General features: G+C 67.5%; 16 protein-coding genes. 3 read left to right on the top strand and 13 right to left on the bottom strand.

What is annotated here, in order from left to right:
• Positions 1-228: 228 nt before the first annotated feature.
• Entirely contained in the window at positions 229-1101 is an 873-nt protein-coding gene (locus HPF_RS16975) for a LysR family transcriptional regulator (protein ID WP_066158177.1), read from the bottom strand.
• Between the two features lie 71 nt (positions 1102-1172).
• Between HPF_RS16975 and HPF_RS16970 the strand changes: the two genes are divergently transcribed.
• The 3 genes from HPF_RS16970 (at position 1173) to HPF_RS16960 (ending at position 2863) form a co-directional block, all read left to right on the top strand.
• Positions 1173-1868: a class I SAM-dependent DNA methyltransferase gene (locus HPF_RS16970; RefSeq protein WP_133157282.1), complete on the top strand. Its 696-nt coding sequence runs from the start codon at positions 1173-1175 to the stop codon at positions 1866-1868.
• Between the two features lie 105 nt (positions 1869-1973).
• The gene (locus HPF_RS16965; RefSeq protein ID WP_133157281.1) at positions 1974-2528 is read left to right on the top strand and encodes a hypothetical protein; all 555 of its coding nucleotides are present in this window, start codon (positions 1974-1976) and stop codon (positions 2526-2528) included.
• Positions 2529-2554: 26 nt separating this feature from the next.
• Positions 2555-2863, top strand: coding sequence for a hypothetical protein (locus HPF_RS16960; RefSeq protein ID WP_133157280.1), 309 nt, complete (start codon positions 2555-2557; stop codon positions 2861-2863).
• Positions 2864-2873: 10 nt separating this feature from the next.
• On the opposite strand, the gene HPF_RS16955 is transcribed toward HPF_RS16960, so the two are convergent.
• The 12 genes from HPF_RS16955 to HPF_RS16900 form a co-directional block, all read right to left on the bottom strand.
• Positions 2874-3734: a DMT family transporter gene (locus tag HPF_RS16955; protein ID WP_079365154.1), complete on the bottom strand. Its 861-nt coding sequence runs from the start codon at positions 3732-3734 to the stop codon at positions 2874-2876.
• Positions 3735-3748: 14 nt separating this feature from the next.
• Positions 3749-4582, bottom strand: coding sequence for a shikimate dehydrogenase family protein (locus HPF_RS16950; RefSeq protein WP_133157279.1), 834 nt, complete (start codon positions 4580-4582; stop codon positions 3749-3751).
• A complete protein-coding gene (aroQ, locus tag HPF_RS16945) occupies positions 4579-5055 on the bottom strand; it encodes a type II 3-dehydroquinate dehydratase (protein WP_133157278.1) in 477 nt (158 codons plus the stop codon). The genes HPF_RS16950 and aroQ overlap by 4 nt, the downstream gene beginning before the upstream one ends.
• A 49-nt stretch (positions 5056-5104) precedes the next feature.
• The gene (locus HPF_RS16940) at positions 5105-6103 is read right to left on the bottom strand and encodes a TRAP transporter substrate-binding protein (protein WP_133157277.1); all 999 of its coding nucleotides are present in this window, start codon (positions 6101-6103) and stop codon (positions 5105-5107) included.
• Positions 6104-6197: 94 nt separating this feature from the next.
• On the bottom strand, positions 6198-7478 hold the full coding sequence (locus HPF_RS16935) for a TRAP transporter large permease subunit (RefSeq protein WP_133157276.1): 1281 nt from the start codon (positions 7476-7478) through the stop codon (positions 6198-6200).
• A gap of 21 nt (positions 7479-7499) precedes the next feature.
• Positions 7500-8033 (bottom strand): TRAP transporter small permease, encoded by a 534-nt coding sequence (locus tag HPF_RS16930; RefSeq protein WP_207959195.1) that lies wholly within the window; start codon positions 8031-8033, stop codon positions 7500-7502.
• A 91-nt stretch (positions 8034-8124) separates the two neighbouring features.
• The gene (locus HPF_RS16925) at positions 8125-8808 is read right to left on the bottom strand and encodes a TetR/AcrR family transcriptional regulator (RefSeq protein WP_207959193.1); all 684 of its coding nucleotides are present in this window, start codon (positions 8806-8808) and stop codon (positions 8125-8127) included.
• 53 nt (positions 8809-8861) lie between these two features.
• Complete coding sequence (gene aroE / locus HPF_RS16920) at positions 8862-9683, bottom strand: shikimate dehydrogenase (protein ID WP_133157275.1); 822 nt, start codon at positions 9681-9683, stop codon at positions 8862-8864.
• A 9-nt stretch (positions 9684-9692) separates the two neighbouring features.
• Entirely contained in the window at positions 9693-10916 is a 1224-nt protein-coding gene (locus HPF_RS16915; RefSeq protein ID WP_207959191.1) for a CaiB/BaiF CoA transferase family protein, read from the bottom strand.
• Positions 10916-11383, bottom strand: a complete 468-nt coding sequence (locus HPF_RS16910; protein ID WP_133157273.1) for a MaoC family dehydratase — start codon at positions 11381-11383, stop codon at positions 10916-10918. The genes HPF_RS16915 and HPF_RS16910 overlap by 1 nt, the downstream gene beginning before the upstream one ends.
• A 3-nt stretch (positions 11384-11386) precedes the next feature.
• Positions 11387-11797: a VOC family protein gene (locus tag HPF_RS16905; RefSeq protein WP_133157272.1), complete on the bottom strand. Its 411-nt coding sequence runs from the start codon at positions 11795-11797 to the stop codon at positions 11387-11389.
• A complete protein-coding gene (locus HPF_RS16900) occupies positions 11794-12720 on the bottom strand; it encodes a ketopantoate reductase family protein (RefSeq protein ID WP_133157271.1) in 927 nt (308 codons plus the stop codon). The genes HPF_RS16905 and HPF_RS16900 overlap by 4 nt, the downstream gene beginning before the upstream one ends.
• Positions 12721-12781 lie beyond the last annotated feature (61 nt).

Below are 12781 nucleotides of genomic sequence, written 5' to 3'. Positions count from 1 at the left end.
ACCTCCAAAAGTTCTTTGAAATCAATTCAGTACAGCACAAATCTGTATGCATGAACAGGTATAACAGAATCGGCAACTCCGGCACTCCACGGTCGCCATCGCGAGGCAGTCTAGCGGCGTATCGCCAACTTGTGCCACGGGACCTGCCGGCTACAGACGATGAAAGGGCCGCCAGCCTTTCGCCCTGTTGCGAATGACGCCTCCGGGTCGAAACCCACCTCCCACACCTCACCCCAATCCCTCCGCCAACGCCTCAAACACCACCCGGATCCGTCTCGAAGTCCGCAACTCCCGGTGCGTCACCAGCCAGACCGGGAAGCGGATCGGCGGCACATCGTCGAGCACGCGGACCACGCCCGGTGTGTCGCGGGCGATCTCTTCCATCATCGCGCCGATGCCCAGGCCTTTTTGCACCAGCGCCCAGTGCGCCACGGTGTGGTCGACGTAGCAGCTGAAGTTGCTTTCGTTCACCGGCAGGCCGTGCATGCGCAGGTAGCCCAGGTAACGGCCCTGGCGGTCGGAGCCCACGAAGGGCAGGTGGGCGGCGTCTTCGGCGCTGCGCGGGTGGCCGTGGGTCTTCACCCAGTCTTCCGACGCATAGAAATGCGCCGTGGCCTCGCGGATGAAGCGGGCGATCAGTTCGGGCTGCTCGGGCTTGACGTGGCGGATGGCGATGTCGGCCTCGCGGCGCAGCAGGTCGCTCAGCGCGTTGGACGGAATCAACTCGATGGCGATGCCCGGTTCCTGTTCGCGCAGTTGCTTCACCAGCGGCGGCAGCAGGTAGGCGGCGACCGCGTCGCTGGCCGTGACCGAGACCACGCCGCCCACCGCCTGCGAGCGGCCGGTGGCGGCCAGGCCCAGCGCCTCGGCGGCCGCGCCCATGGCGCGTGCGTGCTCCAGCAGGTCCATGCCGGTGGTGGTGAGCACCATGCTTTTGCCCACCCGCTCGAACAGGGTCACGCCCATGCGCTGCTCGATCGCGGCCACCTGGCGGCTGAGCGTGGGCTGGGTCAGGCCCAGCTTGCGCGCGGCGGCCGACAGCGAGCCGGTTTCGGCGGTTTCCAGAAAGGCCTTGAGCTGGTTCCAATCGAGGTTGTTCATGCGTTTATGTATATGTCCGCTGCAATTTACCGCAGTTCCTCTGCGGCTTGTGCATGGATAGGATGCCACCCATGCCGCTGTCCACCACCCCCTCTCTCGACACCCCAAGCCCGCCGCAGAGCAGCGACGTGGTGTCCCGCAAGGCCCGTTTCTGGGACCGCATCGCGCGCAAGTACGCGGCCGACCCGATTGCCGACATGCCGGGTTACGAGGCCACGCTGCGGCGGGTGCAGGGCCTGCTGACCGCAGAGATGAACGTGCTGGAGATCGGCTGCGGCACCGGCAGCACCGCGCTGCGGCTGGCGCCGTTCACGCGGCGGCTGCTGGCCACCGACGTGTCGGCCGGCATGATCGGCATCGCCCGCGAGAAGCTGGCGGCCGAGCTGCTGCCGCAGCTGGCGTTCGCGCTGGCCGACGCCGACGCCCCCGCGGCCGGCCCCGGCGCCTACCACGCGGTGCTGGCCTTCAACCTGCTGCACCTGGTGAGCGACCTCGACGGCGCGCTGGCCTCGGCGGTGCAGGCGCTGCGGCCGGGCGGCCTGCTGATTTCCAAGACCGCCTGTGTGGCCGAGATGAACCCGCTGATCCGCTGGCTGGCGATTCCGGTGATGCAGGCCATCGGCAAGGCGCCCCACGTGCTCCTGTTCGATGCAGACACGCTGCAGGCCGCCATGGTGCGCCAGGGCCTGGTGATCGAGGCGGTGGAGCGCCACGGCACCAAGGGCAAGGACATCCGCGTGTTCATCGTCGCCCGCAAGCCGGGCTGAGTTTTCCCCCCTTCACCAGCGACCCGGGTTTGTGCCCAGGCGGGGCGTCGTTCGCCCGGCCGGGACGCGTTCGTCCCTTTTTTCAAGCGACTCAGGAGTTTCTTCATGCCACGCATCCGTCCGCTGCCCGGCTTCGCACGCCGTCCCGCCACCACCGTGGCGCTGCTTTTCGCCCTGGCCCTGTCGGCCTGTGGCGGCGGCGGGGGCGACGACACGCCCGATGGCGGCAGTGGCGGGGCCACGCCGTCGGTGTCGCTCCAAGCCCTGGCCGGCGACTGGGTGCAGAAGGGCTGCGCGAAGGCCGGAGGCCAGTCCTACAAGAAGATGCTGCGCGCCCGCGTCACCGGCGCGAACACGCTCGACTACTACGAAGGCGTGTTCACCTTCGGCGGCAACGACTGCGCCGGTGGCGGGCGCCTGACCGGCCCGTCCAAGCTGGGCACGCTGAGCTTCGACCGCTCCGAGGCGGGCGGCGGCCTGGCCGCGCACTGGGGCCTCTACCGCACCGTCATCGGCACGCGCCACGGCGCCGTCTGGGCGCTGCGTTCGCCGCCGCTGCTGTGCCTGCTGGGCGACGAGATCCCGAGCATCCAGCCCACGCTGTCGGCGGTGTCCGCCAGCCTGGCCACCGTGCCCGCTGACAACTGCTTTGTCCGATGAACCCCGCCCACACCCAGGAGCCCCTGATGCAACCTGTGAACCGCCGCACCCTGCTGCCGCTGGCTGCGGCCTTGCTGTTCCTGGCCAGCACGTCCGCCGAGCCGGCTGAGCCCGACGCCGCCGAGCGCAAGTTCATCCGCCAGGGCATGGGCGAGGGCGAGGTGGTGCTGAAGATCGGCCCGCCCGACCACGAGGCCGTGCACCGCGCCGTGCGGGGCCAGCCCGAAGAGAAGTCCTGGACCTACTTCCCTCACCCCCGGGACCCGCAGACGCTCACCGTCATCCGCTTCCACGCGGGCCGTGTGGCCGAGGTGGAGCGCAAGATTTCGCGCTGAGGCGGCGCTCTCAGCGCGCCCGCACGCCCAGCACGCCGCAAACCGCGATGAGTGCGATGCCCAGCACCGTCCACACGTCGGGCGCGTAGCCGAACACCACCCAGCCGGCCAGGGTGGCGAAGGCGATCTGCGTGTACATGTAGGGCGTGATGCGCGAGGCGGGTGCCTTCTGGTAGCCCTTGATCATGAAGTAGTGGCCGAGCGAGCCGAACACGCCGATCAGGCCCACCAGCAGCCACAGCATCGGGTCCTGCATCGGCGCCCAGCTCCAGGGCAGGGCCACCGTGCCGAACACCAGGCCGGTGAGCCCGGTGTAGAAGTGCATGGTGCCGGGGTCTTCGGTCTTCACCATCTTGCTGGTGACGATCTGGTAGAGCGCATTGATGACCACCAGCAGCAGCGGCAGGAACATGCCGATGTTCAGGTCGCTGCCCTTGGGCCGCACCACGATGAGCGCGCCCGTCAGCCCACCGGCCACCAGCAGCCAGGTCAGCGCGCTGACGTGCTCGCGCAGCAGCACCGCAGCCAGCAGGGTGATGACCAGCGGCACCAGCATGAGGATGGCGGTGAATTCGCCCACAGGCACGTGCTGCAGGCTGATGTAGGCCACGGTGCCCGAGGTGACCATGAGCGCGCCGCGCAGCAGCTGCCACCAAGGAGCGCGGGTGACGAACAGCGAACGGCCCTGGCTCGGATAGAGCATGGCGGCTGTCATGCCGGCCTGCACCACGAAGCGCAGCCAGACGGCCATCATCACCGGCACCACGCCGCCCACGTACTGGCTGGTGGTGTCGAGCAGGGCGAAGCAGGCGGTGGCGAGGACGGCCAGGGCGATGCCGCGGCCGGGGTGGGGGTAGTGGGGGTCTGGCAAGGAGGGGCTGCGGGTCAGTAGCTCAGGCGGGCCACGGTGCGCAGTTCTTCGGCGGTCGTGGTGGCGAAGCCGAAGTATTCCAGATAGGCCGGGATCATTTCGAACAGCATGTCGGAACCCACTTGCACCTTGCAGCCTCTGGCCGCTGCGGCGGTGAGGAAGGCGGTCATCTCGGTGCGCATCACCACCTCGCCGACGAAGGTGCTGGCATCCAGGCGCGAGACGTCCAGCGGCAGCGGGTCGCCTTCGTTCATGCCCATGGGGGTGGCGTTGACGACCAGGTCGAAGCCGGCAGGGTCGTTGCTGCCGGTGGTCACGTCGATGGCGGGGTAGTTGTCGCGGATGCGCTTACCCAGGGCCTCGGCCGCGGCGGTGTTCACGTCGTAGAGGCTGATGTGGGCGATGCCCGCGCCGGCCAGCGAGGCGGCAATGGCGCAGCCCACGCCGCCGCTGCCCACCACCAGCACGCGCGCACCGGCGAGCTTGAGACCCTTGCGCAGCACGCCGCGCACGAAACCGGCGCCGTCGAACTGGTCGCCCACCAGGCGGCCGTCGGGCAGGCGCTTGACGGCGTTGCAGGCGCCGGCCACGCGCACGGTGGGGGTGACCTCGTCCAGCAGGCCGACGGTGACCACCTTGTGCGGCATGGTGATGAGCGCGCCGCGGATGTTGGTGAGCGTGAACACGCTCTTGAGGAATGCCGGGTAGTCCTCGGGCTTGCAGCCGAAGGGCACCACCACCGCGTTGATCCCGTGCTTCTCGAAGAAGGGGTTGTAGATCATCGGCGACTTGAACGTGTGCGTCGGGTAGCCGATGTGGGCGATGAGTTCGGTGTGGCCGTTGATCATGGTTTCTTCGTGGCGGCCGAGTTCACGAACTTGCGCACCAGGCCGTCCATGGCCACCAGGTAGCCGTCCACACCGAAGCCGACCACGATGCCGGCGGCGGCGGGCGAGACCCAGGAGTGGTGGCGGAACTCCTCGCGCGCATGCACGTTGGAGATGTGGCACTCGATCACCGGCATCGGCTCGACGCCTTTGATCGCGTCGTGCAGGGCGATCGAGGTGTGGGTGAGCGCGCCGGGGTTGATGACCACGCCCAGCACCTCGCCGGCCTTGTACAGGCGGCCGTACTCGTGGATCTTGTCCAGCAGCGCGCCTTCCCAGTTGCTCTGGAAGCACTCCACCTCGTAGCCGATCTGGGTGCCATGGGCCTTGCAGAAGGCCTCCACATCGGCCAGTGTGGTGTAGCCGTACTGGGCGGGCTCGCGCGTGCCCAGCAGGTTGAGGTTGGGGCCGTTGAGGATGAGGATTTTTTTCATGGCGTTCCTTGAGGGGGCGACGCGCCCGAAGGCGCGGCGCAGGGGTGGCTTACTTGCGTGCTTTTGCGAGTTCGGCCAGCAGTTCCGACACCGTGGCTTCGCCCACGGCGCCGGCGTGCTTGGTGATCACGGGCTTCATCTTCTCGACCAGCTTGACCTGCTCACCGGGGGCCAGTTCGGAGACGGTCATGCCGGCCTTCTTCAGGTTCTCCACCGTGCTGGCCACCGAGGCGCGGGCCTGGGCGCGCTGGAACTTGGTGGACTCGGCCACGGCCTCACCGATGATCTTCTTCTCGTCGGCCGACAGGGTGTCCCAGAACTTCTTGCTGATCACCACCGACTGCGGGTTGTACTGGTGGTTGGTCAGGGTCATGTACTTCTGCACTTCGTGCAGCTTGGCGCCCCAGATCGTGGCGACCGGGTTTTCCTGGCCGTCCACGGCCTTCTGCTCCAGTGCGGCGTACACCTCGGGCCATGGCAGCGGCGTGGGGTTGGCGTCCAGGGCCTTGACCCAGTCCACGTTGATCGGGTTGGGGATCACGCGCAGCTTCAGGCCGGCGATGTCTTCCACCTTGGTGATGGGGCGCTTGCTGTTGGTGATGTTGCGGAAGCCCAGCTCGTAGTAGCCCAGACCGACCAGGCCCTTCTCTTCCAGCTTGGCGTGCATCTTCTGGCCGAAGGGGCCGTCCACCACGGCGTCGGCTTCCTTGCCGTTGGCGAACATGAAGGGCAGGTCGAAGGCCGCGAATTCCTTGACCTGGCTGGCGAAGATGCCCGAGTTCATCGAGGCCATCTCCAGCGTGCCGCCCTGCAGGGCCGAGACGTTGGCCTGGTCGCTGCCCAGCTGGCCGCCGGGGAACACGTTGACCTTGATCTTGCCGCCGGATTTGGCTGCCACGATCTCGGCGAACTTCTCCATGCCCTGGACGATGGGGTGGCCCGCGGCGTTCTGGTTGGCGAACTTGATGACCTTGTCCTGGGCGGCGGCGATGCCGACGGTGGCCAGGGCGGCGGTGGCGACGAGGGTCTTGATGAACAGACGTTTCATGGTTTGTCTCCAGCGATCAGGGATGGGACGCAGACGAAAAAGCCCCTTGCCTTGGCGTGCCCGTTCCGGGCAAGGGTGTGGAACACAGAAAGGGTCAGCCGTAGAACCAGCCCAGTGGCACCAGCACGATCTGGGGGAACAGCACCATCAGGAACATCAGCGCGAACTGGGCGATCATGAAAGGCCAGACGCCGCGGGTCACTTCGTCCATGCTGATCTTGCCCACGCCGGCCACGGTGTTGAGCACGGTGCCCACGGGCGGGGTGATCAGGCCGATGGCGTTGTTCATCACGAACAGCACGCCGAAGTAGACCGGGTCGATGCCGGCGGCCTTGACGATGGGCATCAGCACCGGGGTGAGGATCAGGATGGTGGGCGTCATGTCCATCGCCGTGCCGACGATGATCACCAGAATCATGATCGCGAACATCAGCAGGGTGGGGCTGTCCAGCAGGGGCTGCAGCAGGTCCACCAGCTGGGCCGGCAGCTGGGCCACGGTGATCAGCCAGGCCGAGACCATGGCACCGGCCACCAGGAACATGATGACTGCGGTGGTCTTGGCGGCGGCCAGGAACAGGCCGTAGAGCTGGCTGATCCTGAGTTCACGGTAGACCAGCAGCGAGATTGCCAGCGCGTACACGGCGGCCACCACGGCGGCTTCGGTTGGCGTGAACACGCCGAACTTCAGGCCCACCACCACGATGATCGGCAGGCCCAGCGCCCAGAGCGCGTCGCGCAGGGACCTGAAGACCTCGGCGCGGGTCTTGCGGGCCGGCGGCTTGACGTTCTCCTTGCGCGCCACCCACCACCAGGTCAGGCACAGCGCCGCGCCCAGCAGCACCCCCGGCACGATGCCGGCCATGAACAGCTTGGAGATGGACACGTTGGCGGCCACGCCGAAGATCACGAAGCCGATCGAGGGCGGGATGACGGGCGCGATGATCGAGGCTGCGGACAGCAGGCCGGCCGAACGGGCCTTGTCGTGGCCGGCGGTGTGCATCATGGGCAGCAGCAGGGCGGCCAGCGCCGCGGCGTCGGCCACAGCGGAGCCCGAGAGCGAGGCCATGATGACCGCGGCCATGATGGCCACGTAGCCCAGGCCACCGCGCACATGGCCCACCAGCGCCATGGCGAAGGCCACGATGCGCTTGGACAGGCCCCCGGCGTTCATGATCTCGCCGGCCAGCATGAAGAAAGGCACGGCCAGCAGGGGAAAGCTGTTGGAGCCTTCGATCAGGTTCTGCGCCAGGATCTGCGCGTCGAACATGTTCAGGTGCCACATCAGCGCGGCGCCGCACAGCAGCAGCGAGAACGAGATCGGCACGCCGATCATCATGGCGGCGATGAGGGAGCTCAGGAAGATCGCAATGGTCATGGGAAGGTCTCCTGGCGCTGATCAGGGGTGCGGGTCGCCGTGCGGCATGTCGTCGGACTCGCGGATGCCGATCAGCTCGCTGTCCGCCATCTGACCGGTGACCAGGCGCACCAGGTTCAGCAGCAGGATGGGGGCGGCCAGCACGGCGAAGACCACGCCGCTGGCGTAGAAGTAGCCCATGGAGGTTTCCATGACGGCGCTGGTGGACTCCCAGTTGATCTTGGTCTGCTCCAGCGAGCCCTTGAAGACCAGCCAGCAGATGAACAGCATCAGCAGCAGCGACAGGCCCAGGCAGAACTTCTGCCCGGCCACCGGCAGGCGCGAGATCAGCGAGTCGGTGCCCAGGTGGCCGCGCTCGTTGATGGCGACCACGGCACCCAGGAAGGTCATCCACACGAACAGCCAGCGCGAAAGCTCTTCCGAGAGGGTGATGCCGGAGTTGAAGCCGTAGCGCATGACTACGTTGCCGAACACCATGACCACCATCGCCGCGAGCGACAGGACCATGAGCACGGCCAGCAGCCGGCAGTAGCCGTTGATGAGTTTCTGGACCAAGGGGTGTCTCCGAATCGTTGAGGTTCGTAATGTACGAACTGGTTAGTTTTTCAGATATCAGGAGTTTCCCTAAACCCCCGGCCGCAGTGGCTTACTTTTTGACGAAGCGCGTGACCATCTCGACGATCGACGCGCGGCGGTGCGTGGCGATCGTGGGCGAGGTGAAGTCGCGCTTGAAGATCAGGCCGAAGGTGTGGCGGTTGGAGACGTTGAAGAACGACAGCGCGGAGATCGAGGCGTGGATGTCGACCGGGTCCAGCCCGGGGCGGAAGATGCCTTGTTCGACGCCGCGGGCGTAGAGCTTCTCGATGGCCGAGATGGCCTTGAGGTTGAGCGCCTGGATGCTCTTGCTCTGGGCCAGGAACTGGCCGCGGTTGATGTTCTCAGACATCACCATGCGGATGTAGGGCTCGTTGCCCGCGTGGTGGTCGAAGGTGAACTCGACCAGCCGGCGCAGCGCGGATTCGGGGTCGAGGTCGTCGAGATTGAGCTCGCTCTCGGTGGTGCGCACCCGCCGGTAGGCCTCTTCCAGCGCGGCCAGGTACAGGCCTTCCTTGCTCTGGAAGTAGTAATAGATCATGCGCTTGGAGGTGTGCGTCTCGTCGGCGATCTGATCGATGCGCGCGCCCGCCAGTCCCTTCTCGGCGAACTCGTTCATGGCCACCTCCAGGATGTTGGCCATGGTGCGTTCGGGGTCGTTGGTGCGGGTGGTGGCCTTGGCCTCGTGGGCCTTGCCGCGAACCACCTGCCTCCGGGAATGTACTGATTCGTTCATTCCGGCAGTATAGGGTCAGGTGGCTCATCAGGCGACTTCGGTGTGTGTTCCGGTCAGACCAGCGGCACGGTCAGGAGGTCGATGACGGCGCGCGTGTCGGGGCGCACGCCACGCCACCAGGCGAAGGCCTCGGCGGCCTGCTCCACCAGCATGCCGACGCCGTCGGCCAGCTGCTTCGTACCGGCCTGCTGTGCCAGGCGCAGGAAGGGCGTGAGCCCTTTGCCATAGGCGAGGTCGTAGGCCAGCGCGCCCGGTGCGAACACCGTGGCCGGCACCGGCGGCAGCTCGCCGCGCAGGCTGGCCGAGGTGGCGTTGAACACCAGGTCGAATTCCAGGCCTTCGAGGTCGCTGTAGCCACAGGCCACCACCCGGCCGTGTGCGCTCGCCGCCTCTGCCAGCGCTTCGGCTGTGGACACGGTGCGGTTGGCGATCACCAGCCCGGCTGGTCCTTCGGCCAGAAAAGGCAGCAGGGCCCCACGGGCCGCACCGCCCGCGCCCAGCACCAGCACGCGTTTGCCTTTCAGCGGGTGGCCCAGGTTGTGCACGACGTCGCGCGCAAGGCCCACGCCATCGAAGTTCTCGGCGATCACCCGCTCGCCGTCGAACCTGAGCGCATTCACCGCGCCGGCCATCTGCGCGCGCTGGGAGTGTTCGGTGGCGCAGGCAAAGGCGTCGAGCTTGAATGGGGCTGTGACGTTCATGCCCCGTCCGCCGGCCGCGCGGAACTTGTCCATGTCGGCGGCGAACTGGCCGATGCGCCCTTCGATGGCGGTGTAGACCATGTCCTGCCCGGTGGCCTCGGCGAACAGACCGTGGATCAGGGGCGACTTGGTGTGACCGATGGGGTTGCCGATGACGGCGTAGGCGTCGGACATAGGGTCTCCTTATTTAGAGAAGAGCACGCCGTCTGTCTGCAGCGTGGCGATGTCGGCATCGCTGTAGCCCAGCGAGCGGGCCACCTCGGCGTTGTGCTGGCCCAGGTCGGGCGCCACGCGCTGCATGGGGGCGCTGGTGTCGCAGTCCGAGAAGCGGAACGGCAGGTTGGGCAGGCGCAGCGTGCCGTAGCGCGGGTGCTGCTGCTCCAGCACCATGCCGCGCGCCTGGATCTGCGGATCGGCCAGCACCTCGTCGATGCGCTGCACCTTGGCCGAGGGCACGTCGATGCCGTCGAGCAGGGCCAGCACCTCGGTCACCGTGCGCGCCGCCACCCAGGGCTTGACCACGGCCAGGATTTCGAGCCGGTGCGCGTTGCGTCCGTTGGCGTCGTGAAAACGCGCATCGGCGCCGAAACCGGCCGGCCCGCCGTGCTGTTCCACCAGTGCGGCGAAGCGCTTCCAGGCGTCGTCCACCTGGGCGGCGATCACGAGGTCGCCGTCCTGCGCGCGGAACACGCCGTACAGCGTGGAGGTCGGCATGTCGTGCCCGGTCTGCTGCGGCAGCACGGTGCCGCCCGAGAGCGTGTAGCACTGCACCGCGTACTCGTGCATCGAGACCAGCGTGTCGTAGAGCGCCATGTCGACGTGCTGGCCCTTGCCGCTGGTCACGCGGCCGAGCAGGGCGGCGTTGATGGCGGCCACCGCGTGGATGCCGGTGTACATGTCGCCCAGCGAGATGCGCAGCAGCGGCGGCGCCTCACCCGGCGTGCCCACCATCTGCATGATGCCGCTCTTGGCCTCGGCGATCAGGCCAAAGCCGGCGCGGTGCGCGTCGGGCCCGGTGTGGCCGTAGGCCGAGATCGAGCAGTACACCAGCCGGGGGTTGCGCGCCGACAGCTCGGTATAACCCAGCCCCAGCTTGTCCAGCGCGCCGGGGCGGTAGTTTTCGATGAACACGTCGGCGCTGTCGCACAGCTGCTGCATGAAGGCCTTGCCGCGCGGGTCCTTCATGTTCACGCTCACCCCCTGCTTGCCCATGTTGAGCTGCAGGAAGTAGCCACTCTGCTGGTCGTCGAGGATGTGGGCGTGCTGGCGGCCTGCGTCGCCGCTGCCGGGGCGCTCGACCTTGATCACCTCGGCGCCCAGCGCCGCCAGGCAGCGACCCACATAGGGGCCGGCCAGGAAGTGGCTGTAGTCGATGACGCGGACGCCGGAGAGGGGAAGGGCCTGCATCAGAACGCTCCCGGGCGGCGCGGGATCATCAGGCGGTGTTCGCCCTTCTGGACCACCTGGCCGTGCTGGTTGACGAGTTCGCTGGGCAGCACCACGATGCCCCAGCCGGGCCGGCTCTTGCTGGGGCGCAGGCCGGTGACGCTGAACTTCACATGCAGCACGTCGTTGACCTTGATGGGCAGCAGGAAGTCCCAGGTCCAGCCCAGCGACATGCCGGGCAGGAAACGGTAGTCGCTCTGCGTTTTCAGGCCGTCGGCGATCGACAGGCCGAACAGGCCGTGCGCGACGATGCAGCCGAAGTGGCTGGCGTTGGCGTAGGCCTCGTCCACGTGCACCGGCGTGTGGTCACCGGTGAGGTCGGCGTAGGCCAGGATGCGTTCTTTGGTGACGGTGTAGGTCGGGCTGGTGCAGGTGTCGCCGTCGCGGGCGTCGTCCCAGTACTTTTCTGGCATGGAGGGTGTGGTCATGGTTCAGCCCCGGGGTTGGACGGCCAGGGCCGCCGCCACGCTGCCGGGCGCAGCCTGGATGAGTTCCACCGCCAGGCCGTCGGGCAGCTGCAGCCAGTTGCGCCCTTGCGGCAGGGCCTTCACGCCCCAGGGTTCGGCGGCCTTCAGGGCCGCCTCCAGGTCGTCCACCATCACGCCCAGATGGGCCAGCCAGCCGGCGTCGTTGCTCGGTGGTGCTTCGAAATCGGGTGTGGCCATCAGCTGCAGGCCGCCCAGCGTCCAGTACTGGCGCGGGTCGTCGGTCGGGCCGTCGATCTCACGCACGTCCATGCCCAGCACCTCATAGAAGAATTGGATGTGCCAGTGGATGTCCCGGACGCGCACGGCCACGTGTTCGACGTAGGCGCGGGTCGGCGGTGTGAAGGGGGTGCTCATGCCAATGTCCTTTCGATGCCCTTGATGCAGGCGACCAGGGTCTGGTTGACGGGGGTGGGCACGCCGCAGCGCTGGCCCCAGCGCACCACGGCGCCGTTGATGAAGTCGATCTCGGTGACCGAGCCTTTTTCCAGGCTCTGCAGCATCGAGGTCTTGAAGTCGGCCGGCAGTCCGGCGCGGGCTTTGCGCCAGGCCTGGCGGGGGTCGGTGAAGCTGAGCGTCACGCCGCTGGCGGCGGCCACGTCCATGGCTTCCTGCACCGCGGCCACCGCGGTGGCCTCGATCTCGGGAATCTCGTAGAGCGGGCCGTAGGGCAGGCGCGTGATGCCGCTGAGTGCGCCGGTGGAGACGTTGATCAGCAGCTTGTCCCACATGGTGCCGACGATGTTGTCGCTGACGGTGGTGGCCAGGCCCGCGGCGGTGAAGGTGGCGGCGATGCGCTGTGCGCGTTCGCTGATGCGGCCGTCGAGTTCGCCGATCAGCGTCTCCTTGCCCACGGTGCCGCTGATGATGCGGCCCGGCGCCAGCATCACGCCGCCCACATAGGTCTTGCCGGCCAGCACGTGCTCGCGACCCACGATGGCCGCCAGCACGTCTTCATGACCCAGGCCGTTCTGCAGCGAGAGCACCGTGGTCTGTGGACCGACCAGCGCGGTGGCGGCCGACATGGCGGCCTCGGTGTGGAAGGACTTGACGAGCACGATCACCAGATCCACCGGGGCCAGTCCCGCGGCGCTGGTGGCGGCGGTGACGGTGCGGACCACCTGCTCGCCATCGGGCGTGCGCATGAGCAGACCGCGGGTGTTGATGGCGTCCACCTGGGCCGGATGGCGGTTGATCAGCACCACGCTGTTGCCGGCCTGTGCCAGCGTGCCGCCGATGGCACAACCCAGGGCGCCTGCGCCCAGAACCGCGATCTTCACTGTCCGTCTCCGTTGTGGAATGGGGCGGATTCTGGGTGTCTGCTTTTATTTCGTCTATCGA

The sequence above is a fragment of the Hydrogenophaga pseudoflava genome (assembly GCF_004353865.1).
GTDB classification, from domain to species: Bacteria; Pseudomonadota; Gammaproteobacteria; order Burkholderiales; family Burkholderiaceae_C; genus Hydrogenophaga; species Hydrogenophaga pseudoflava.
The sequence above is the reverse complement of the archived record's forward strand: the minus strand, read 5'-3'. Positions and strand labels throughout refer to the sequence as shown.